This is a genomic window from Mesorhizobium sp. M0062 (assembly GCF_040323125.1).
GTDB lineage: Bacteria > Pseudomonadota > Alphaproteobacteria > Rhizobiales > Rhizobiaceae > Mesorhizobium.
In genome coordinates this window covers 1-20,664 of the sequence record NZ_JAMYUO010000022.1, presented here as the reverse complement: position 1 = coordinate 20,664, position 20,664 = coordinate 1, and the positions used below count along the sequence as shown (strand labels likewise).

Genomic DNA, 20,664 nt, shown 5'->3' with positions numbered 1-20,664 from the left:
TCCGCTATTTCTGAAAGCAAGCTGCCTCATCGGAATGCCCGTTCGCGGAAGCGTCGCGGGGAAACATGTTGGTGTCGTTGCGTGGTCGCGTGGGGCCGACCCAGCACTTGGCGAATACGGAGAACCGACTACGCGCTTTGTTGGCGGTGACGTGCCGGACATGGAGTGACGGGCATGCCTTGGCTCCGAGGCATTCATACCTTCGCCTTCCGCCAACCGGCCCACCACGCTTCCCATTGGGAGCAGAACCACCGCTCCCCTCGTGCGGGGTTAACGCGAGTAGCCGAGTAGTATGCTTGACCCGGCATGTGGTAGATGTGTTCGCCCCTTTCGTTGATGTTGCCCTTGATGTCGCAGCCCGCTTTGTGGACCGTCGTATTGCTAGATGAAGTTCGGCGGTAGTGAACGCGTGGGAGCGCTGGCACATCATTTGTTGCAACATAAGCGACCGACGTAATCCCCAGCAGCGCCAGAACCACCGTAAGGCGAGCAGCAAGAAGCGAGCGCCACAATGGCCTTTGCCTTCTCTTCCACTTGTTGTGAATTGCTTTGCCCATTCCCCTTCCCCAGCGGAAGAATGCGATTGTTGCTCGCCAAAGTCCAGACGATGCGGGCGGTCACACTGGGTAGGACGCTATCGAGAAACGAACATCTTCTCTTCCTTGGCAGCATCCTCGAATGCGTTGCGGGCTGCTTGTTGGAGGCAACTGATCGGCCAGAGCGGCTATGCAGACCCGCACGCAAGGTTCCATTTAGGGCCGCGCTTGGTCCGCTTGAGGGCTTAGTACGAGGTTGGGCTATCGACCGCCAACTTTCGACGCGAATTAGCTTCGCTTGCGGAGACTTTTCACCATCGGGATGTCTCCGTAGGAATCTATTTTTTTCATCTTCGATTTGTGAAAAATGGGCATCGGCAATTAAGCCAAGCTTTGGAAGCCGAGACCATGACCAACTTCAAAATCGTATTTTTTGGAAAACACGGACAAGCTATCGAGCAGCGGGTCGTCGCTTGCGAAAGCCACTGGGACGCCTGTCAGTGGGGGTGGAAGCACATGCCATCGAGGGCGCATGACTTCCACGCTGAGGAAGCCTCTTTCGAGGAGCAAGCCCAAACGTCTGAAGCGGAGGAGGACGCTCTCATCCTGAGGGCGTTTCACATACTCAGAAAGCGTGCAGGGATGACGCGGCCATTGCCTCGTAGAGATTGATTACCACCACGCGCCAGTAGCGTGTCGAAAACGCATCGGACTACAGACAGCCCGCGCTCCCTCCGCCATCTTCAAACCGGATTTGAGATACGAGAGAAGGGCGAAAGGAACGCGGGTCATCTGTTTTATTCGGCGGTGGCAATCTCCAACGCGTTCTTATGTTCCGACAGGTCGGCATCGAGCAGAGCGTCGGCGGTGGCCGTCATGTCGATCTCAAGGCCGCTGAGAGACGGAAAGAATGAGTCCAGTTCCGTTTGAGTTACCTTTGGCGCCCCAGCGATCAAACTGCGCTGCGGCTTTGTCTCAGTGGTATAGGGCAGCCCCGTTGCGGGATCGTGGGTGCCCTTTTGGACACCAAGCTGGACCTCTGCCCATTCCATGCGACCAGCGCGTTCGGCAGCTGCGGCAAGCGCGGCATGGCCGGGGCGGTCTGCCCCGTGGGATCGTGTCCGAACGTCAACTTTGCGGACGGCCTCGCGGACCAACTGGAGGGCCTCGCGTTCGTGCTTAAGCTGGCGCTCGAGTTCCTGCCGCTGGGCGACCAGCGAGGCATTCTCTTCGGTCAGCCTGGAGACCTCGGCGTTGAGCCTGCTGATCTCTGTGGAGTTGTCGAGGGATTCGAGTTGGGCGAGGAGTTCCTCGCGGGTGATTGGTTTCTTGGCCATGGTGGCGGTTCCTTTCGATGTCAGAATTGAAGTAGGGCGAGCAATGTCGCGGTTAGGGTAGTGACCGCGTATGCGGTGGCGATGTAGCCGAGCATGGGTTCACCCTCACTCAGTCGGCATCGGGCAGCGACTGCCACCAGATGTCATACGCGTTCGCCAGACGGGCGGGGTCCAATCGCCCGGTCACCACATCTGAGACGATGCGCCGGGCCAAACTGTCGTCCGTCCTTGTGGCCGCATAGAGCATGGAACTCCAACGCTCGCTGCCGATCTGCTCGGCTGCAATCGGGGTTGCCTCCATCACGGTTGTCTCGACAAGGCTTGATGCTGTGGCCTCGTCCAATCCGGTGGCCTCAGAGAGACGGACCAACGTGTCGTTGAAGTCGCCCGTTTCAACCATTGCATCGACACCAGCCTCAAAGGCCTCAGGCGTGAAGCACTCGGCAATCTGGTCGAGGGTTTCGGACGGTGATGGTTCGCGGTCGTCCGTCTCGATCTCAAGCTCCAGCTGGAGAGCCTCAAGGTCCTCGTCTGACAGTTCATCGATGTCGATGTGTTCAAGGCGATCGTCCCCAGCGGGAATGGCCCGATGGTCGAGCGAGGCGTGGTCGGTCGAGGGGGCACTGGGGGTGCCATGGGGTCCCAATAGGCCAAGCTGTTCGGCAATGTCGGCATCGACGTAGGTGTTCATGCCGGGGACAAACACTTTACCTTCGGGGGAGGGACCGGCAGCGGAGCCGCTCGCGTAGTTGGGGTTACTCGTGGGGGACCAGCCTGACCTGTCGTCCATGGGGTTGGGCATACGCATGGTTTCGGAGGCGGTGTGGTCGTAGTAGTTGGACATAGCGGGGTTTTCCTAAAGGAGGTGCGCGGCCTTGAGGGCCATTCGGGTGTAGTCGAGGAGGGTCATGGATTGACCGTCGTTGGTGGCGACAGCGGAGGACCAGAAGCCCTTGCCGTAGGTTTGTTGAGCGTGGCGAACGAAGTCGCGGCCAAGGTGCCGGTGGGCTGCCCCTGAGGCCTTCTTGACCAGCGTGGTCGTGCCGATGGTCTTGCGGAAGTCCCCCAGGAGGGCACCCGCACGGGTCTCAAGGAACCGGTTGCGGTTCTCCCAAAGGCCCCCGGCCTGACCGGAATGGAAGTAGACATGCATCCAACCGATGAGCGCCAGCGCGTGAATGACCGCTTCGGTATAGGTGCGGCGATCCTTGTGCTGCCAGTTGGCGAGGAGACCCTTGGCCTTGGCGATCTGGGGGAGCTTTGGGTGGAGGTCTGCTACACTCAGGCAGAAGGACGGCGGGAGGACCATACGGTTCTCAAGGCCCCTGAGGTCCGTCGCGACACGCGCGGCAAACTTGGGGTCCGTCTGCATGTACAGGTCAGTCGCCTTCTTGAAGATGGCCAGTTCATTGCGGGAAGGAAGACGGGCCAACGGATCACCCCGCTTGCTGGCGGCATCCCTGTGAGGACCGCAGTAACGGGAGACCCCGGAACGTTTGCGGGTGCAGCCGGGGCAGTCGCAAGGTTTGGTCTCGTTGGTGACTTGGCGGCAGCGAAGTTGCCGAGCGTTGAAAACAGATTGAGCACCCACGCGCCAATCGCGGGGGCGTCCCGAGGTGACGGGAGATGCCATGGGGTTTCCTTGGGGTTACTGGAATGCGCCGTAGTTCTTGAGACCGGACGTGGCGACGTCCAAGAACGTGGTCATGGGATTCATTTGCTGCTTATTGAGTGCGTCCTGCGCCCCAAGCTGGTCAGCCTTGCCCTGCATGATGTAGTTGGCTTGTGCGCCCTCCCGCTGGTCCTTGGCGTTGGCGATGGACAAGGCGGATTGACGGGACTGTTCGGCCAGCCTGAGGCCAGCGGTGTTGCCATTCATGCCAGCGCCCGAGGCGATAGCGGTTGACTTGGCGCGGTCGCCCTCAAGGGTGGCCTGATAGCCTTCTTTGTTGGCGGCATTGGCCTTGATAACGAATTCGTGTTCGTTGGAAACCTGAGCCAGGTTGTAGCGCTGTTGGATGTTTTTGGAGTTGGCAGCGGCGGCAGATGCCTGACCCGCAGCATTAGCGATCCCGGCAGCAATGCCGAGAGAGAGCCCAAGATCGCAAATGGCGACCTCCTATGTGGTTGGGTGTGGAGAGCCTCTTTCGGGGAGGCGGTATAGGAAGGTAGTCGAAGATCGAGCTTCGAGCCGAGCTTATGAGGAACTCAAGTTCAACCCGAGTTCACTGGTGCTGAACTCAAGGTGTATCTTGAGAGATAACTCTACTGGTAAAATCTCAAGGGAGAGACCTTAGGGCAACTCTAGTTCCTTGAGGGTATCCTTAGGTATCTTAAGTTCCCCCCTATAGTCCCCCCAACATGGGCGACTTGGGAGGGAGGATTTTTTGTCTTCACCTGCGGTTACGCGGCGAGTCTTTCGGTTCCAACGTTGGCGATGCCTTCAAAGGGACGGAACTTGATCCGTACTGCTGAGCGGTCCTGAGTGTCCACGACATCGTGGTCTGCCCAATAGGCCAAGGTTAGGTCTCGCTTGTAGACCGGGGTTCCTGCCCGTTCGACGTGGATAAGGGTCTCGGGCGGGTAGCCAAAGGTGTCCCTGAGGATGCGGCAGAGGGGACCGAGCGGGTCCTTGTAGGTCCGACGACCGTAAGCCTTGTCGGATGTGTCGATGCGTGTGCCTGATGCCGGGTGGTAGGCGGTATAGGAACCATGGAGTTCAATGGTGGTGGTGTGAAGAGACATGGAATGGCTTTCTTCCTGTGTGCGGTGGTGACCACAACAGGGGTTGGGTAGGTGCGGGTGGTGTAGGACAGCGGGCGTGGGTCGATTGCCCCTGAAACAAGGCCACCGCACACACAAACGGAGCGAGGGGAGCCGGTGGCGAGGAGGCTTCCTTTTCCTGTGTGCGGTGGTGGACTAAAACACGCGTGGCAAGGGCGGGTGACGTAGGACACCGGACAGGTGGACGAGCGCGCCGGAAGCCAATGCACCGCATACAGGTTGCGAGGCAGTTAGACGGACTTGCCGTCCCGGAAGGCCTTGAGTTCATCGACCGAATAGCGGCGGGTGAACCAGTCGGGCATAAGGTCTTGGGTGTCCTTAGGGCGCTGGGTGCCAGCGGTTACGGTCTCGGTGATCTGCTCATAGTCCAGATAGATGGTGTCCGAAGGGAGCCACCCGAGGAGCCGGAAGGACCAAAGAGTCCCGAGGATTTCCTTGAGCGCATCAACAGAGATGCGGTGGTTGCATCGGACCCTTTCCATGTCCTTCTGGCTGCACCCTTCCGGCACCATTCCGCCGACATGGGCAAGACGACGGGTGGCGCGGGTAATGCGGATGGGTAGGGGAGACGTGCGGCCCCAATGGCGACCATGGGTTGGGAACGTGGCAGCTAGTGAGGGCTTGTTGGGAGTGGCGCGCATGGCGTCGATAGTCGCGGCGATGTCCGCAGCGGCGGTGTAGGGCATGGCTTCCTAGATGTTGTTGATTTGTAGCGTTGTGGCGCTAGATGTAGACGAGATGCCCTTGGCGAACAGAAGGGACCACCAAGGGAAAAACAGAGAGCAGACGTGAGTACACGCTCGTGCTGGCGTTCCTATGTACAGTATGAGGGGGATTCACGGATGAGGCGCGAGGGCTCTCCGTATGGCAACCCATTAGCAGTCGCTAATACCGAGCTTCTCTCTCTGTATGGGTGCCTAATCGCCGAGAACCTCAAGAATCTGAACAACATCAACATCTTAGTCTACCTCAGCCCGGCTCCCCGCTACCGTCGAAAACGAGGGCATGGCTGTTTCCGCTCCTCATGGTGACGAGTGCCCGCTTGAGGGTCTTGCTGTCGCTCTCAAGGTCGATGCGCTGCAAGAGGTTGGAGATGAGCCTTTGAGCTTCCTTCCGGTCCTCCTGAGCCATCCGCCTGATCTCCTCCTGATCCATTTCAAAGTCCACGACAGCCGCCGCGCTCTCACGGTACCGCGCGTCATTCTCGCGAATGGCTACGATCTCCCGACGCTTGGCTTCGATCTGGCGGGTGAGTTCATCGGCCTTCCCCGAGAAAGCCTTGCGGGTCTCGGCGGTTTCAGCGTCGAGGGCACCAGCAAGGGCGTTCTCGCGCTTGGCCTCAAGGGCACCTATGGTTTCCTCAAGTTCCCCTGACAGATCGGGAGCCGTCTGGTCCTGTGGTATAGGAACAGCCAGGAACCCAATGCGATCAATCAACTCCCGTTCAAATTGGTCATAGCGCCAGTTGGGCGCGGTGCATTCCGTGCGCTTGAACGTCTTCCCCGTACATGTGAAATAGCCCCACGACATCCCGCCCTTCCTAGAGGACGTGAGGACCATCGGGGAGCGGCAGTGTCCGCAGTGGACCATGCGGGAAAATAGGTTTGATGTGCGCCCCACCTGTCTACTGTGACGCCGGGCCTTGGTGCGCTGCCGAGTGGCCAGCCATTCCGTCTCACTGATCAGCGCGGGGAAGTAGCCGGGCACCTCCTCACCTTTAAGGACAAGGCACCCATACGCGGCTGGAGAACGGAGGACTTCGCCTACAACGGCTTGTGCCCATGTTTTCCCCGAGGGAGAAGGGACGCCACGAGTGTTCAGCATTTGCGTGATGGTCTGTTGTCCGTGGCCTTCCTTGGCAAGCTCGAAGATCAGCCGCGCATCGTCGACCCGTTCGTTCAGTTCGTGGGTCTCCCGGTCAATCCAGAAAGGAACCTTGGCAAGCTTGATGCGTCCAGCCTTGGCCCTGTCCGCCTTGCGGCTCCAAGCCTCTTTGACACGCTTGGATAGCTTGTCGCTGTATTCGTTCGCCGACTGCATTGAAAGGATGGACTGGACCATGTGCATGAAGTTCGCCCGGTAGCCCTCGATGGTGTGGACGCGCTGGTCATGCAAGGTGACGATGGTAATCCCGGTCTCCAGCACAGAGCCGAAGAATTTTTGGGCGTCATAATAGTTGAGCCGGGAAATGCGGTCGACGTTCTCGACTATCAGGACTGTGTCGGCGAGGATCACACCGGACTTTATGTCCGCCACCAGCTTACCGAAGGATGCCTCAAGGTTCGCCCCTTTGAACGCCGAGATACCATCGTCCACCAGTTGGCGGTCTAGCGTGAGACCATGGGTCCGGCAGAAGTCCTCTGCATTCTTTGTCTGTCTGGCGAGGCTGTCGCCGTGGGCCTGCTTCCCTGAGGACCAGCGGGCATAGGAGATCGCTTGGCGTCCCTTGAGGTCTCGCGGCTGTAGCATGGCTGGACGGTCTCCGTTCGTGTCAGGAAACCGTCCGATAGCACTATGCAGAATTAAAGTCTATGCCAGGTCTGGCTCTTGCAGATCAGCCCGCCGAGCACGCAGCCGCTCATCTTGAGCGAGGTGCCCGACAGTGTTGCCTTGCCCGAATAGGTCTTGTCGTTTGCCGGATCGGTGATGTTGCCGGCATATTTGTTGCCCCCGGCCGCCTTGAGCGAACCGATGGTCTTCCCGGCATATTTGCCGGTCTTCAGCGTGATAGAGAATGAACCGCTGCCGCCGATTACTGCTGTGTCGCCGGCTTGTGTCTTCCAATTGCCTTCGATCGGATCGGCCCAAGCCGCACCAGCCATCATCACGGCGGCCGCCAGGGCCAAGCTCACTTTGCGAAACATATCTGTCCTCCCTGGTTTAGATGGGGCAGCCGCCTCTCTGCCGCTTACGCAAACGTAAGCTAATCCAGCTCCCGGCAAAACAAAAGCGTGCCGCGACGGAAGGTTTCGCAATTTTCATGCGGGGTCGGGAGAGCGCAGCCCGTGAAAATGAAACGATCGAGGCGTTGGCTTTGGTTTGCGTGGTTAGCAGAGTGTTGATCGGCGCCTTGCAAATTTTCGTCAAATCGATCGAAAAACGGCGGGATTGCTGACTTTGTATCCTTAACGAATTTCCGCGTTTACCTCTTGTTTTAGCTTTGTTTTCTCCAAATTAAGCACGCCATTTAACGACGGATTCAAGGCTCGGCCTCATTCTCGGAAGCATCGAAAGAGCGGCTCCCCAGGGAACACCGGGGGACAGAAGAGGCCCGCTCTCGGGAGCCAGACAGGGGACTAAAATGGCACGTTTTGAAATGCTTGAAGCCGGCTTCGGCGCCATGGGGGCAACTGCCCAGGCCGACATTCTTTTCGAACTGGGCATGATGTATGCGACCGGCCGCGATTGCGAGACCGATGTCGTTGCCGCCCACAAATGGTTCAACATCGCCGCCATCAAGGGCTCGGTCCGCGCCGCGGAACTGCGCTCGGAACTGTCGGCCGCAATGTCCAAGGTCGAGATCGCCAAGGCGCTGCGCGAAGCCCGCGAATGGATGACGATGCACTGAGATCGCGAGCAGATTATCGCAGGCAGATTATCGAAAACAGGGAAGCCCCGGGATCAAGACCGCAAAGACGGTCGGAACCGGTGAAACGACAAGGCCGCGACAAGACGGCCGACCATGAAAGAACAAGAACGCGGCAGGCCGGCACGGTCCAGTCGTGCACAATGGGGACGGCGGGCAGGTTTTCGTGGCGCGGGGGCGCATGGGGACTGCTACGAGCAAAAAGCCACGACCGGCCGGAACAGGCTGGCGTGGCTTTTTGCGTTGATGAGGCCCAATCGAGCGGCGCCGATGCGCCTAGACAGGCCCAATGAAGGATGAAATTGTCCCGCCTTCGGAAAGAAGCGCGGCCAGAGCGGCTGCGCGAGTGTGGGAGGAGTTCTATCACCATGAAAAAAACGGGTATTTTGAGCGCGGCCGTATTTGGCCTGATGATGAGCGCGCCGGTTGCCTTTGCCGATGACATCACCATTTCGGTGGTCGGCCCGATGACCGGACAGCTCGCCACGATCGGCGACCAGTTCAAGCAGGGCGCAACGGCAGCCGCCGACGCGATCAACGCCGCCGGCGGTGTCAACGGCTCGATGATCAAGCTCGACATCGAGGACGACCAGTGCGATCCCAAGCAGGCGGTTTCGGTGGCCAACCGGATCGTTGCCAACAGCGTCAAGTTTATCGACGGCCATGCCTGTTCAGGTTCGAGCATCCCGGCTTCCGCCGTCTACGCCGAGGCCGGCGCGCTGATGATGAGCCCGGCCTCTTCCAATCCCGAGCTGACCGATGCCGCCGCCAAGGCCGGCTGGCCGACGATCATGCGTCTCTATACGCGTGACGACGCGCAGGGCGCCTTCATTGGCCCGTGGATCGCCAAGAAATATGCCGGCAAGAATGTCGTTATCCTGCATGACAAGAGCGCCTACGGTCAGGGCGTTGCCGATGCCGTGAAGGCGACGATGAATGCCGGTGGCCTCAAGGAGATCGACTATGAAGGCATCAATGCCGGCGAGAAGGATTATTCGGCTCTCGTCACCAAGCTGAAGGACCTCAAGGCCGACGTTGTCTATTTCGGCGGCTATCACCCGGAAGCCGGGCTTATCCTGCGTCAGTCGGCCGAGCAGAGCGTCAAGTTCCAGCTGATCATGCCGGACTCGATCGCCTCGCCGGAATTCTGGCAGGTCGCCGGCCCCGCCGGTGAAGGCACCCTGTTCGTCTTCCCGTCGGACCCGCAGGCCAAGCCGGAAGCCAAGGAGGCCATCGCCAAGATCAAGGCGGGCGGCTTCGTGCCGGAAGGCTTTACGCTGTTCTCCTACGCCGTCGTTCAGGCGTTTGCAGAGGGCGTCAAGCGCGCCGGAACGGACGATCCGGTCAAGGTAGCCGAAGCGCTGAAGAACGGCACGCCTTTCAGCACCGTGGTCGGCGACGTGACCTTTGATGAGAAGGGCGATCTGAAGAACGCCAGCTACGACATCAACCAGTGGCATGACGGCAAATACGCGCCAATCGCGCAGTAATCGTCCGCGTACTCATGGCAATGGCCGGGCTTGTCCCGGCCATTTTTCGTTCAAGCCTCGGCTATGCAGCCTCGTCAACGAAGCGCACCAGCACCGTTCCGTCGGTGACCTGCGCGCCCTCGGTGGCGATTTCCGCGATCACGCCGTCATGGCTGGCCGCGATCGTGTGCTCCATCTTCATCGCTTCCAGGATCAACAGCGGCTGGCCCTTGATCACCCTTTCGCCCTTTGCCGCGCGCACCAGCTTGACCACGCCTGGCATCGGCGCGCGCAGGCTGCCGGAAGCGGCGGCCGCCTCGTCGGTGCGCGCCAGCGGATCCGGGACGAGGAAACTGTAGCCGACCGCGCCTTCGAACACGGTGACGTGGCCTGGCCAGCGGGCAAGGCGAGGGGCGGCGCGAAGATCATGCGAATTGACGCTGTCATAGGGCGCGTCCAGCGCCACCTCGAAGCGCCCGTCCGGCCGCACTGAAACACGCGCCAGTATATCGTCCTCGCCATGGCGCAGGCGCGTGCGGCGCGCAACGCTGTGGAAATGCGCATAGCCGGCAAGCGACGACCACGGATCGTTCGACGGCGGCAAGGCACCGGCGCCCGCCGCGGCAAGGGCCGCCGCGGCAACGATCCCGCAGCTCGGCGGGGCGACCGCGGTCAGCGCTTCCTGATGCCTGCCGATCAGGCCGGTATCGACATCACCGGCCGAAAAATCGGCGTCCGCGGCAAGTGCCGCGAGAAACGCGGTGTTGACGGTCGAGCCGGCAATCTCGGTCTGCGACAACGCAGTCCCGAGCGCATCGAGTGCCGCCTGCCTGTCCTTGGCGTGGACGACCAGCTTGGCGATCATCGGATCGTAGAAGGGCGAGATCGCATCGCCGGCCCGCACGCCGGTCTCGATGCGCATGCTGGCGCCTTCGGGCGCGTTGTCGGGAAACGCCAGGTGATGCAGCGTGCCGGTCGCCGGCAGAAACCCTTTCGCCGCGTCCTCGGCATAGATGCGCGCCTCGAAGGCGTGGCCGGAAAGCGTGATTTCGCTCTGCGTCTTCGGCAGCTTTTCGCCGGCGGCTACCCGCAACTGCCACTCGACCAGGTCGGTGCCGGTGACCATTTCGGTGACGGGATGCTCGACCTGCAGGCGGGTGTTCATTTCCATGAACCAGAAACGGTCGGCCTTCAGCCCTTGCGAGGCATCGACGATGAATTCGATGGTGCCGGCGCCGGAATAGCTGATCGCCTTGGCGGCCTTGACCGCCGCTTCCGTCATCGCCTCGCGCAGCGCCGGCGTCATGCCGGGCGCCGGCGCTTCCTCGATTACCTTCTGGTGGCGGCGCTGCGCCGAGCAGTCGCGCTCGTAGAGATGCACGGCATTGCCAAAATTGTCGCCGAATACCTGGACCTCGATGTGGCGCGGCTTGTCGACATATTTTTCGACCAGCACGCGGTCGTCGCCGAACGCGGCCTTGGCCTCGCGCCGTGCGCCTGACAGCGCTTCCGAAAAATCTTCGGGATGTTCGACGCGGCGCATGCCCTTGCCGCCGCCGCCTGCGCGCGCCTTGATCAGCACGGGATAGCCGATCTCACGCGCCTTGGACGCCAGCAGCACGATCTCCTGCGCCTCGCCATGATAGCCCGGCACCACCGGCACGCCGGCCTTTTCCATCAGCCGCTTGGCCGCATCCTTCAGCCCCATGGCGCGGATCGAGGCGGCCGACGGGCCGATGAATGTGAGCCCCGCCGCCACCATCTGGTCGACGAAATCGGGGTTTTCCGAGAGGAAGCCGTAGCCGGGGTGGATTGCTTCGGCGCCGGTCGCCAGCGCCGCCGCAACAATCCTGTCGCCGCGCAGATAGCTTTCGCCGACCGGCGAGGAACCGATATGCACTGCCTCGTCGGCCATTTCGACATGCAGGGCCTTGGCATCGGCGTCGGAATAGACGGCGACGGTGCGCACACCGAGCCTGCGTGCGGTGCGGATCACACGGCAGGCGATCTCGCCGCGATTGGCGATCAGGATCTTGGCGAACATGGAGCCTCCCGGGTTTGTCTCGGGCGGCGCCGGTCTGGCAGGAATGAGCCTATTTCGAAGCCGCGATTTTGCAGCCGCCGCTCGCGATCTGAACCTTCCACTTTTTCAGGCCAACCTGACAGCTTCGCAACGCCAACTCTTCCGCGGCCTTCTGAGATGGCGCGTTCAGCCGCGCACCGCAGATGATGTAAAGATCGTCGACGCGCGAGTAGAATGTGGTCGCGTAGGCCGAGTGGCCACTCGCCGCGACATAGGCGTTGTACGACTTCGTGCAGGGCTCCTTTGGATTCAGTGACAACGGAGGCCAGAATCGGGTGTCTCCCTTGCTGCCCGCCAGCGATCCAGCCGCCCCGATACCGGGTGCCGTAAATACGAGCAGGCCGGCAAGCATCGATACAGTAATTCGTTTGATGCGTGTCGATTTCATCTTGCGCCGCCCATTTGAAAAATGCCCAAGCCGATGCTTGTCGGCCTACTTCGATGCCGCAACTTCGCAGCCCGCCCCTGTAATGACCTTGTAATGGCTGCGGGCGGACTCGCAGGATTTCATCGCCCGTTCTTCGGCAGCCTTCTGTGACGGTGCATTCAAGCCCGAGCCGCAGATGATGTACAACGAACGGATCCGGGCATAGGGCGTGGTCGCATAGGCCGAATGGCCGCCGGCGGCCACATAGGCGTTGTAAGCCATGGTGCACTGGTCTTTCGGGCTTTTCGGCAAATACGGATAGAAATGGATGTCGCCTTTGCTTCCCGCCAGCGATGCCGCGGCGCCAACGCCGGGTACCGCAAATATAAGCAAGACTGCAAGTACCGACGCAGTCGTTTTTCCCGAATATTTCGGCCTCATCTTTACCCCATCCCCGTTGCCCAATGCGGAATGAACAATAGCGTCTATTCTCCAGTGCCGCCAGCCTGCTCACCGAAAATTTATTTTGCGTAGGTGGATGAACCATCTTATCCATGCAGACTAGCATCCTTCAATGGCAGCAACGGCTTGTCGGTATAGTTGAGCTGTTGGCTCGTCGAAGCAGCAGAAAATAACTGTTTCGGGCGTTGAGTTCTGTCCGACGAAGGTACCTGCGATGCCAACGGCAATCTGCGTCGCCTCATTTTTCGGATAACGGTAGATGCCGGTGGAGATCGCCGGAAATGCCACGGTCCGGCAATCCCTGGCGGCGGCGATTTCGAGCGACCTGATATAGCAGGAGGCGAGCAGCCCGGCTTCGCCTTTTCCGCCGCCTTGCCAGACAGGTCCGACCGTGTGGATGATGTAACGTGCCGGCAGGTGATAGCCCTCGGTAAGCTTTGCTTCGCCGACCTTGCAGCCGTTCAGCATCCGGCATTCGAATTCGAGCTCCGGGCCTGCGGCGCGGTGAATGGCGCCGTCGACGCCGCCGCCGCCCAGCAGCGAGGAATTGGCGGCGTTGACGATGGCATCGACCGCAAGCCTGGTGATGTCGCCGGTGTGGACATGTATCCGTTCGCCGAACTTGCTCATCTACATCCTGAACACGCCGAACTTCGTTTCTTCGATGTCGGCGTTGAGCGCGGCCGAAAGGCTGAGCGCGAGCACTTCGCGCGTTTTCCCCGGATCGATGATGCCGTCGTCCCACAGCCGCGCCGAGGAGTAGAGCGGGTGGCCCTCATGCTCGTATTTCATCAGGATCGGCTTCTTGAATTTCGCTTCCTCGTCCGCGCTCCACTCACCGCCCTTGCGCTCGATGCCCTCGCGCTTGACCACCGCCAGCACGGTCGCCGCCTGTTCGCCGCCCATCACCGAAATGCGCGCGTTCGGCCACATCCACAGGAAGCGCGGCGAGTAGGCGCGGCCGCACATGCCGTAATTGCCGGCGCCGAACGACCCGCCGATGATCATCGTCACCTTCGGCACCTTGGCGGTGGCAACCGCCATCACCAGCTTGGCGCCGTCCTTGGCGATGCCGCCGGCCTCGTACTTTCGCCCGACCATGAAGCCGGTGATGTTCTGCAGGAAGATCAGCGGGATCTTGCGCTGGCAGCACAGTTCGATGAAATGCGCGCCCTTCACAGCACTTTCGGAAAACAGCACGCCATTGTTGGCGATGATGCCGACCGGCATGCCCTGAAGATGGGCAAAGCCGGTGACCAGCGTGGTGCCGTAATTCTGCTTGAACTCGTCGAACTCGGAGCCGTCGACGACGCGCGCGATCACCTCGCGCACATCATAGGGCTGGCGCAGATCCGTCGGCACGATGCCGTAGAGTTCCTGCGCGTCATGAAGCGGCGGCATGGGTTTCTGTAAGGTCAAGCTTACAGTCTTGCGCCGGTTGAGGTTTTTGACGATGCGCCGGCAGATGGCCAGCGCATGTTCGTCGTCCAGCGCATAGTGGTCGGCGACACCGGACAGCCTGGTGTGCACGTCGGCGCCGCCAAGCTCCTCGGCGCTGACATCTTCGCCCGTAGCCGCCTTCACCAGCGGCGGGCCGCCGAGAAAAATGGTCGCCTGGTTGCGCACCATGATCGTCTCGTCCGACATTGCCGGCACATAGGCGCCGCCCGCAGTACATGACCCCATGACGCAGGCGATCTGCGGAATGCCGGCCGCCGACATGTTGGCCTGGTTGTAGAAGATGCGGCCGAAATGCTCGCGGTCGGGAAACACCTCGTCCTGGTTGGGCAGGTTGGCGCCGCCGCTGTCGACCAGATAGACGCAAGGCAGATTGTTTTGCAGCGCGATCTCCTGCGCCCGCAAATGCTTCTTCACCGTCAGCGGATAATAGGTGCCGCCCTTCACCGTGGCGTCGTTGACCACGACCATCACCTCGGTGCCTTCGACACGGCCGACGCCGGCGATGAGGCCGGCCGAGGAAATCTCCTCGCCATACATGGACCATGCCGCGAACTGGCCGATCTCGAGGAAAGGCGAGCCGGTGTCGAGCAACTGCGCCAGCCGCTCGCGCGGCAACAGCTTGCCGCGCGAAACATGACGCTCGCGCGCCTCCTCCGAGCCACCGCGCTCGACGCTTGCCGCCTTGTCCGCAATGTCGGCAACCAGCGCCCGCATGCGCTCGGCATTGGCGAGGTAGGTTTCGGAGGAGGGCGAGATCTGGGTTTGGAGTACGGCCACATCGGTTCCTATTGCTCTGCCACGACTTGCAGCTTGCCGTCACGGCGCTCGAAAATGTACTCGGAGAGAAGATCAGGTTCGGTCTTGAAAACCTTGTCGATAAATGAGCGAGCAAACTGAACCGCATTGGGAAGCCGCTTGTCTACAACGACGATGGCATCGCGTTTTGGAATGGCTATGAAAACGCCGTTGGGGAATTGCGGTCCAAGCGTGGCCCAGAATTTTTCGGTCAGGAGGAGAGCGGGTGAGATGGCCTCATCCCCTTCGACGGTGAAGATCGATATCCCGTCGAGGATACGCTCCTGCTTGACCTTCGTAATCTGCTTGTTGATGTTTTCCAGAGCAAGCTGGCGAAGCTGTGCGAGTGAGCGGTCTCCAACATCGTCAAGCCGGACGCTGGCGAGCGAGTCCTCATTGTCGATCTGGTAAAGGATCACGACGTCACCCGCCAAGGTTTCAAACGCCGGTCCTTTGTCGGGCTCTGTGCCATCGCCTTTGAAAGCGTCGAGATGTTCGCGCGGTCGAATGTTGGCAATCAGTAGATCGGCCTGGAAGCCGCTTTCGCTATCGCTGAGCACGAGCGTGGTTAGAAAACGTTCGATTTCGGTTTCCGCCTCTCCCGCCGGCAGGTCGCGAATGCGGCCTAGCAGGTTCGTAACGTCCACCTGAAGATGAATATCCTTGCCGGTAGAACCGACCCTGGTTACGTCAAGACGCGCCGGATCGGCGGGGTTGGGAATTGCTTGCTTGACTCGGCTGTCAGCCTTCAGGCGGGAAATGACTTCAACCCGCAGTGCTGCAACGTCTCGAAATTGCGGCATATCTGAAGAGGCGGCATTCGCAAATCCCGACAATGGGATCAATGCGACGATAGTCCGTGCTAATACTCCAAGGTATTTTGGCAAACCAGGCATTGAAATCGCTCACACCCCTTCCGCCATGATCTCGCGCCCGATCAGCCAGCGTCGAATCTCGCTGGTGCCGGCGCCGATTTCGTAGAGCTTGGCGTCGCGCAACAGCCGGCCGGTCGGATACTCGTTGGTATAGCCGTTGCCGCCAAGCAGCTGGATGGCGTCGAGCGCCATCAGCGTCGCTTTTTCGGCGGCAAACAGCACGCAGCCGGCGGCATCCTTGCGTGTCGTCTGGCCGCGATCGCAGGCAGCCGCGACAGCATAAACGTAAGCGCGCGCGGCGTTCATCGTCGAATACATGTCGGCAAGTTTGCCCTGCACGAGTTGGAACTCGCCGATCGGCTGGCCGAACTGCTTGCGCTCATGCACATAGGGGATCGCCACGTCGAGACAGGCCGCCATGAGCCCGAGCGGGCCGCCGGCGAGCACGGTGCGCTCGTAGTCGAGGCCCGACATCAGCACCTCGACGCCGCGGCCCTCCTCATGCAGCACATTGTCATAGGGCACCTCGACATTGTCGAACACCAGTTCGCCGGTGTTGGAGCCGCGCATGCCGAGCTTGTCGAGCTTTGGCGATGCCGAGAAGCCGGCCATGGTCTTTTCGACGATGAAGGCGGTGATGCCGCGCGATTTCCGCTCCGGATCGGTCTTGGCGTAGACCACCAGCGTTTCGGCGTCGGGGCCGTTGGTGATCCACATTTTCGAGCCTTTGAGCACATAGCGATCGTTGCGCTTTTCGGCGCGCAGCTTGAGCGAGACGACGTCGGAGCCGGCGCCCGATTCCGACATGGCCAGCGCACCTGCCCTTTCGCCCGAGCACAATGCCGGCAGGAATTTCTCCTTCTGCGCAGGTGTCGCCCAGCGGTTGATCTGGTTGACGCAGAGGTTCGAATGGGCGCCGTAGGAAAGGCCGACCGAGCCCGAGGCGCGCGAAATCTCTTCCACCGCAATGACATGGGCGAGGTAGCCCATGCCGCTACCGCCGAAATCGGGATCGGCGGTGATTCCAAGCAGGCCGAGCGCGCCGAGTTCTTTCCACAGATGCGCGGGGAACTGGTTGCTGCGGTCGATCTCGGCGGCGATCGGCGCTATTTTCTCCTGGGCAAAGCGGCGCACCAGATCGCGCAGCGCCTCGATGTCCTCGTCATGCCCGAAGCTGAGTGTGTTCGTGTACATGCCGTTCCCTCCTGCCGCATGACCCCGAAATCAACTTTGATTTTCGGAAAGGATCATGCGCGAAATCAAAATGCTACAGCGTCATTTGCGCGTCCGAAGGGACGCGCGGCGCTGTAAGTCTTGCCGTCTATGTTCGCGCCAACCAGGCGCATTGTCATTGAAAGATATGTCGCCGTGACTTCAGCCATCGACAGCCGCTCGCCCGGCCGGAACCAGACGATGACGCCGGTCATCATCTGGATCAGCGCCATGGCAGTGAGCCCGGTGTCATCGACACTGAAGGCGCCGGCCTCCGCGCCGTCGCGCAGGATGGCGCGCAACTCCTTCTCATAGGCGGTGCGCATGCGAAGGATCTGCGTCAGCCGGTCATGTGACAGGCTGCGCAATTCCATGTTCGAGACATGGGTGGAGTGGCGGCGCTCGATGTGGAAAGCGATGTGGTTTTCGATATAGGCGGCAAGCCGCGTTGCCGGATCGGCAGCGTCGGGGCGTGCGGCGTCCCACGCTTCGATCAGCCCTTCCATATGTTCGCGCATCAGCGTGAACAGCAGGTCTTCCTTCGTCGGAAAATAGCGGTAGAGCGCGGCCGCCTGGACGCCGACCTCGGCGGCAAGCTGTCGCATCGACGTCGCCTCATAGCCGAAGCGGGCGATCAGGCTGACCGCCGCCTCGCGGACGGCCGCTTCAGTTTTTTCGCCATCGGATCCCGTTGTGCGTGCCATGATCGCCTCCCGGTATTTAGTAATAAAACGAACGTTCGATTAATTCAAGCGGCAATAAAGTGGTTCCGTCTAGACAATGATCCGAAAGTCGATGGGCGCGTCGAGGAGTTCGAATTCTTCGATCTCGACCTTCGAAACCGAAGCACCCCGTGGCCCTTGCCGGAGCCGTTCGATCATTGTGGAAACCGCAGCATCGGCACCGGCAATCGAGGCCGTCACCGTGCCGTCTCGTTCATTGCGTACCCAACCTACGAGGCCAAGCCCTATCGCTTCGCGTCGCGCCCACATCCGGTAGCCGACGCCTTGCACCTTACCATGCACGCGCGCCTGCACCGCCTTTTGCCGGTCGTTATCTCCCATGCTCAAGAACTGGCGCGGGATCGGACGAAAGCAACAGCCTTGAACGGTTGGATTGTTGTTGGATCGACGGAAGCCGGGGACCCGGCTGGTTCTGTCTTGGCCTTTGGCGGCATTGGCAGGCCGTGTCGCGACGGCAATCGGCCGGGCTAGTTTCCCCGTGCCGCGGCGAGCGCGCCGGGCAGTTCCTCGGCAAAGATATCGAGCTCATGATCGAGGCCGACGCTGACCCTTATGCAACGGTCGAGCCCTGGCGCCATCGGTTTGCGAATGAACACGTCGCGCGACAAAAGATTTTGCAGCACTTTCAGCGCGAAGGCGCCGTCCTTGCCGCAATCGATGGTGACGAAATTGGTCGCCGATGGCAGCGGCTTCAGCCCGTTCGTCTCGGCAATCCCGGCTATACGTGTGCGTCCGGCAGCGACTCGCGCCACCACGCTGTGCAGCCAGTCTTGGTCGGCCAGCGCCTCGACGCCGGCGATCTGCGCCATGCGGCTGACGCCGTAATGGTTGCGGATCTTCTCGAAATCGCGGATCACCTCAGCCTCGGCCACCGCATAGCCGCAGCGAATGCCGGCCAGCCCGTATGCCTTGGAGAAGGTGCGCATGCGGATGACGTTGGGCCGCGCGACATCGATCGGCGGCAGCGACGAGGTCGGCCCCAATTCGCCATAGGCCTCGTCGAGCACCAGCATGGTGGTTTCCGGCAAGGCTTCGATAAAGCCGATGATCTCGCTCGCTTCCCACCAGCTGCCCATCGGATTGTCCGGGTTGGAGAGATAGACCAGCGGCGCCTTTTCTCGGGTGACCGCCGCCAACAGGCCGTCAAGACTTTCCTTGTCGTTTTCGTAAGGCACCGTGACCAGCCGGCCGCCGACGCCGGCAATGTGGAAATTGAACGTCGGATAGGCGCCGAGCGAGGTGACCACCGCGTCGCCAGGCGCGACATACATGCGCGTCACCAGGCTAAGCAGCCCGTCTATGCCTTCGCCGACCACGACGTTTTCGGCGCCGATGCCGAGATGGGCGGCCGCAGCCTGCTTCAGCTCGTAATTGTCGGGATCGCAATACATCCACTGGTCACGCGCGACGCTCTCCATGCGCTCGATAACGCGCGGCGAAGGCCCGAAACTGCTCTCATTGGCGCCGATGCGAGCGCGAAACGCACGTCCGCGCTCGCGCTCCTGCGCTTCCGGTCCGACAAACGGCACCGTGGAGGGAAGCGCGCCGACAAGCGGCGTGAGGGCAGGGCGCTGGCGCATGGCAAAAGCTCACGAGAAAATGGCTCTTCTTGCTAGCGTGCCCGATAGGACGGCGCAAGTTCTGGCGAGGCGCAAGGCGGCGCCTTTGCCGATCTGCCGGTTGAGCCAGAAAACCCCTCGAGATCCGCACGGCGACCGATCAGTCCGGACGCCTCACAAGAAAAACCCGGCGGTTGCCCGCCGGGTTCGATTTTCAGCCAGGTTCTGCCTGTTAGAACGAGCGCTGGAAGCGGAGGAGACCGCCGATGCTGCTCTTCTTGTCGGCATTGGTAAAGTTGGAGAAGTTGGCGTCGTCGAACTTGCCTGCGTTGAGGTAGTCGACTTCGGCCGTGACCGTGAAGCCGGGAACAACGTCGTAGGCGATGTTCGCGGCGACGCCGAGGTTCTTCCACTCGTCATACGAGACCTGGGCATTAAACGAGGTCTTCTCGTTTATGGTGTAGGTGCCGCCACCCCAGAATGCCCAGTTGCCGCCCCACTGCTTGTAGAAACCGCGGCCACCGGCGTTGATCGCGTTGCCGTTGTGAATCAAGGTCGTGTCGTCATTCAGGTTGTCGTCGGTGCCGTAGCCGCCCATGATGAACAGCGACAGGTTCTGCATCGGGGTGATGTCCAGGCGAACCTTGCCGGCGACTTCTTCATAGTTGCTGTCATAAGCGACGACGCCGGTGATGGCGCCCCAGCCCTGCGTGTACTTCACGCCGCCGACGACATGCGGAACGTAGCTGTCGATCGTGCCGACGACGCCCGAGCCTTCTTCAAGAGAGACGACGGCCGAGAAGCCGTTGCCCGCATCGAAGTAGTACTGGACCACGTTGGTGTCGAAATCGCCGTAGGGAACGAGCGTATCCTGGAGGACGTTGCCGGCGTAGCCGATGAACGTGTCGAAGGCCGATTCGTCCTTACCGACGCGCAGGCCACCGAGCTGGATCCAGGCGAAGTTCAGCGAAACGTTCTTGTTGCCGGCAGGGTTGGAGTTGAACTCGTCTGCTTCCGTGGTCGGATCGTCTGCCGACGGGTAGCCGTTACGATTGCCGAAGTTGAAGCGGGTCTCGGTGTAGGTCTTCAAGGTGCCGAGTTCGGTTTCCTGGCCGGTCCAGGTCTTCAGCGTGAAACGGGCATTCTTGTAGAAGGTGTCCTGCTCGTCGCCATCCTTATGGTCGAAGGACCTCGCACCGTCGAACGAGCCGACGTCGCCGGCGCCGATGTCGTAGCGGACATAGCCGCCGATGCGCAGGCAGGTTTCGGTGCCGGGGATGTAGAAGTAGCCGGCGCCGTAGACGTCGCAGATCTTGACGTATTCAGCCGGTTCCGGCTCGGCGACGACGACGGCGTCGGCGGCGCGCGCACCGGAAACTGCGATCAAGGCCGCAG

General features: G+C 60.9%; 22 protein-coding genes. 2 read left to right on the top strand and 20 right to left on the bottom strand.

Features of this window, described 5'->3' with window-relative positions; translation table 11 throughout:
* Positions 1-194: 194 nt before the first annotated feature.
* From NKJ64_RS22655 to NKJ64_RS22615, 9 genes are all read right to left on the bottom strand, one after another.
* Positions 195-557, bottom strand: coding sequence for a sunset domain-containing protein (locus tag NKJ64_RS22655; RefSeq protein ID WP_352463387.1), 363 nt, complete (start codon positions 555-557; stop codon positions 195-197).
* 776 nt (positions 558-1,333) lie between these two features.
* Complete coding sequence (locus tag NKJ64_RS22650) at positions 1,334-1,873, bottom strand: cell division protein ZapB (RefSeq protein ID WP_352463386.1); 540 nt, start codon at positions 1,871-1,873, stop codon at positions 1,334-1,336.
* 109 nt (positions 1,874-1,982) lie between these two features.
* Complete coding sequence (locus tag NKJ64_RS22645) at positions 1,983-2,717, bottom strand: hypothetical protein (RefSeq protein ID WP_352463385.1); 735 nt, start codon at positions 2,715-2,717, stop codon at positions 1,983-1,985.
* A gap of 12 nt (positions 2,718-2,729) precedes the next feature.
* Positions 2,730-3,506 carry a hypothetical protein gene (locus tag NKJ64_RS22640; RefSeq protein WP_352463384.1) on the bottom strand — a complete coding sequence of 259 codons (777 nt, stop codon included), beginning with the start codon at positions 3,504-3,506 and terminating at the stop codon, positions 2,730-2,732.
* A 15-nt stretch (positions 3,507-3,521) separates the two neighbouring features.
* On the bottom strand, positions 3,522-3,752 hold the full coding sequence (locus NKJ64_RS22635) for a hypothetical protein (protein WP_352463383.1): 231 nt from the start codon (positions 3,750-3,752) through the stop codon (positions 3,522-3,524).
* A gap of 524 nt (positions 3,753-4,276) precedes the next feature.
* Complete coding sequence (locus NKJ64_RS22630) at positions 4,277-4,618, bottom strand: hypothetical protein (protein WP_352463382.1); 342 nt, start codon at positions 4,616-4,618, stop codon at positions 4,277-4,279.
* Between the two features lie 269 nt (positions 4,619-4,887).
* On the bottom strand, positions 4,888-5,343 hold the full coding sequence (locus NKJ64_RS22625; RefSeq protein WP_352463381.1) for a hypothetical protein: 456 nt from the start codon (positions 5,341-5,343) through the stop codon (positions 4,888-4,890).
* A 283-nt stretch (positions 5,344-5,626) separates the two neighbouring features.
* Complete coding sequence (locus NKJ64_RS22620) at positions 5,627-7,126, bottom strand: recombinase family protein (protein ID WP_352463380.1); 1,500 nt, start codon at positions 7,124-7,126, stop codon at positions 5,627-5,629.
* Between the two features lie 53 nt (positions 7,127-7,179).
* Positions 7,180-7,521 carry a DUF2147 domain-containing protein gene (locus NKJ64_RS22615; protein WP_352463379.1) on the bottom strand — a complete coding sequence of 114 codons (342 nt, stop codon included), beginning with the start codon at positions 7,519-7,521 and terminating at the stop codon, positions 7,180-7,182.
* 437 nt (positions 7,522-7,958) lie between these two features.
* Here NKJ64_RS22615 and NKJ64_RS22610 point away from each other — a divergent pair, with 437 nt between their 5' ends.
* Positions 7,959-8,225, top strand: a complete 267-nt coding sequence (locus NKJ64_RS22610; protein ID WP_006199745.1) for an SEL1-like repeat protein — start codon at positions 7,959-7,961, stop codon at positions 8,223-8,225.
* Positions 8,226-8,611: 386 nt separating this feature from the next.
* On the top strand, positions 8,612-9,733 hold the full coding sequence (locus tag NKJ64_RS22605; protein WP_023687260.1) for an ABC transporter substrate-binding protein: 1,122 nt from the start codon (positions 8,612-8,614) through the stop codon (positions 9,731-9,733).
* A gap of 61 nt (positions 9,734-9,794) precedes the next feature.
* Here NKJ64_RS22605 and NKJ64_RS22600 read toward each other — a convergent pair whose 3' ends face one another.
* The 11 genes from NKJ64_RS22600 to NKJ64_RS22550 form a co-directional block, all read right to left on the bottom strand.
* Positions 9,795-11,756: an acetyl/propionyl/methylcrotonyl-CoA carboxylase subunit alpha gene (locus NKJ64_RS22600; RefSeq protein WP_023816442.1), complete on the bottom strand. Its 1,962-nt coding sequence runs from the start codon at positions 11,754-11,756 to the stop codon at positions 9,795-9,797.
* A 49-nt stretch (positions 11,757-11,805) separates the two neighbouring features.
* Complete coding sequence (locus tag NKJ64_RS22595) at positions 11,806-12,183, bottom strand: hypothetical protein (RefSeq protein ID WP_023670206.1); 378 nt, start codon at positions 12,181-12,183, stop codon at positions 11,806-11,808.
* A 45-nt stretch (positions 12,184-12,228) separates the two neighbouring features.
* Complete coding sequence (locus NKJ64_RS22590; protein WP_023670207.1) at positions 12,229-12,603, bottom strand: hypothetical protein; 375 nt, start codon at positions 12,601-12,603, stop codon at positions 12,229-12,231.
* A gap of 120 nt (positions 12,604-12,723) precedes the next feature.
* On the bottom strand, positions 12,724-13,254 hold the full coding sequence (locus NKJ64_RS22585; protein WP_352463378.1) for an O-acetyl-ADP-ribose deacetylase: 531 nt from the start codon (positions 13,252-13,254) through the stop codon (positions 12,724-12,726).
* Positions 13,255-14,862 (bottom strand): carboxyl transferase domain-containing protein, encoded by a 1,608-nt coding sequence (locus tag NKJ64_RS22580; RefSeq protein ID WP_023670209.1) that lies wholly within the window; start codon positions 14,860-14,862, stop codon positions 13,255-13,257.
* A gap of 8 nt (positions 14,863-14,870) precedes the next feature.
* Complete coding sequence (locus tag NKJ64_RS22575; protein WP_155922473.1) at positions 14,871-15,776, bottom strand: hypothetical protein; 906 nt, start codon at positions 15,774-15,776, stop codon at positions 14,871-14,873.
* Positions 15,777-15,785: 9 nt separating this feature from the next.
* Positions 15,786-16,949 (bottom strand): isovaleryl-CoA dehydrogenase, encoded by a 1,164-nt coding sequence (locus NKJ64_RS22570; RefSeq protein ID WP_023816440.1) that lies wholly within the window; start codon positions 16,947-16,949, stop codon positions 15,786-15,788.
* A 65-nt stretch (positions 16,950-17,014) separates the two neighbouring features.
* The gene (locus tag NKJ64_RS22565) at positions 17,015-17,671 is read right to left on the bottom strand and encodes a TetR/AcrR family transcriptional regulator (RefSeq protein WP_352463377.1); all 657 of its coding nucleotides are present in this window, start codon (positions 17,669-17,671) and stop codon (positions 17,015-17,017) included.
* Between the two features lie 69 nt (positions 17,672-17,740).
* Positions 17,741-18,031 carry an acylphosphatase gene (locus NKJ64_RS22560; RefSeq protein ID WP_023709796.1) on the bottom strand — a complete coding sequence of 97 codons (291 nt, stop codon included), beginning with the start codon at positions 18,029-18,031 and terminating at the stop codon, positions 17,741-17,743.
* Between the two features lie 146 nt (positions 18,032-18,177).
* Positions 18,178-19,290: a pyridoxal phosphate-dependent aminotransferase gene (locus NKJ64_RS22555; RefSeq protein WP_352463376.1), complete on the bottom strand. Its 1,113-nt coding sequence runs from the start codon at positions 19,288-19,290 to the stop codon at positions 18,178-18,180.
* 211 nt (positions 19,291-19,501) lie between these two features.
* The coding region (locus NKJ64_RS22550; RefSeq protein WP_352463375.1) for a porin at positions 19,502-20,664 on the bottom strand (1,163 nt) is incomplete at its 5' end.

Bases quoted from the DNA above. Each gene is read 5' to 3' on its own strand.
- NKJ64_RS22575 (WP_155922473.1), bottom strand. From the start codon at position 15,776: ATGCCTGGTTTGCCAAAATACCTTGGAGTATTAGCACGGACTATCGTC.
- NKJ64_RS22655 (WP_352463387.1), bottom strand. From the start codon at position 557: ATGGGCAAAGCAATTCACAACAAGTGGAAGAGAAGGCAAAGGCCATTG.
- NKJ64_RS22560 (WP_023709796.1), bottom strand. From the start codon at position 18,031: ATGGGAGATAACGACCGGCAAAAGGCGGTGCAGGCGCGCGTGCATGGT.
- NKJ64_RS22605 (WP_023687260.1), top strand. From the start codon at position 8,612: ATGAAAAAAACGGGTATTTTGAGCGCGGCCGTATTTGGCCTGATGATG.
- NKJ64_RS22570 (WP_023816440.1), bottom strand. From the start codon at position 16,949: ATGTACACGAACACACTCAGCTTCGGGCATGACGAGGACATCGAGGCG.
- NKJ64_RS22615 (WP_352463379.1), bottom strand. From the start codon at position 7,521: ATGTTTCGCAAAGTGAGCTTGGCCCTGGCGGCCGCCGTGATGATGGCT.
- NKJ64_RS22555 (WP_352463376.1), bottom strand. From the start codon at position 19,290: ATGCGCCAGCGCCCTGCCCTCACGCCGCTTGTCGGCGCGCTTCCCTCC.
- NKJ64_RS22640 (WP_352463384.1), bottom strand. From the start codon at position 3,506: ATGGCATCTCCCGTCACCTCGGGACGCCCCCGCGATTGGCGCGTGGGT.
- NKJ64_RS22590 (WP_023670207.1), bottom strand. From the start codon at position 12,603: ATGAGGCCGAAATATTCGGGAAAAACGACTGCGTCGGTACTTGCAGTC.
- NKJ64_RS22610 (WP_006199745.1), top strand. From the start codon at position 7,959: ATGGCACGTTTTGAAATGCTTGAAGCCGGCTTCGGCGCCATGGGGGCA.
- NKJ64_RS22600 (WP_023816442.1), bottom strand. From the start codon at position 11,756: ATGTTCGCCAAGATCCTGATCGCCAATCGCGGCGAGATCGCCTGCCGT.
- NKJ64_RS22625 (WP_352463381.1), bottom strand. From the start codon at position 5,343: ATGCCCTACACCGCCGCTGCGGACATCGCCGCGACTATCGACGCCATG.
- NKJ64_RS22595 (WP_023670206.1), bottom strand. From the start codon at position 12,183: ATGAAATCGACACGCATCAAACGAATTACTGTATCGATGCTTGCCGGC.
- NKJ64_RS22585 (WP_352463378.1), bottom strand. From the start codon at position 13,254: ATGAGCAAGTTCGGCGAACGGATACATGTCCACACCGGCGACATCACC.
- NKJ64_RS22635 (WP_352463383.1), bottom strand. From the start codon at position 3,752: ATGAATGGCAACACCGCTGGCCTCAGGCTGGCCGAACAGTCCCGTCAA.
- NKJ64_RS22620 (WP_352463380.1), bottom strand. From the start codon at position 7,126: ATGCTACAGCCGCGAGACCTCAAGGGACGCCAAGCGATCTCCTATGCC.
- NKJ64_RS22650 (WP_352463386.1), bottom strand. From the start codon at position 1,873: ATGGCCAAGAAACCAATCACCCGCGAGGAACTCCTCGCCCAACTCGAA.
- NKJ64_RS22630 (WP_352463382.1), bottom strand. From the start codon at position 4,618: ATGTCTCTTCACACCACCACCATTGAACTCCATGGTTCCTATACCGCC.
- NKJ64_RS22565 (WP_352463377.1), bottom strand. From the start codon at position 17,671: ATGGCACGCACAACGGGATCCGATGGCGAAAAAACTGAAGCGGCCGTC.
- NKJ64_RS22645 (WP_352463385.1), bottom strand. From the start codon at position 2,717: ATGTCCAACTACTACGACCACACCGCCTCCGAAACCATGCGTATGCCC.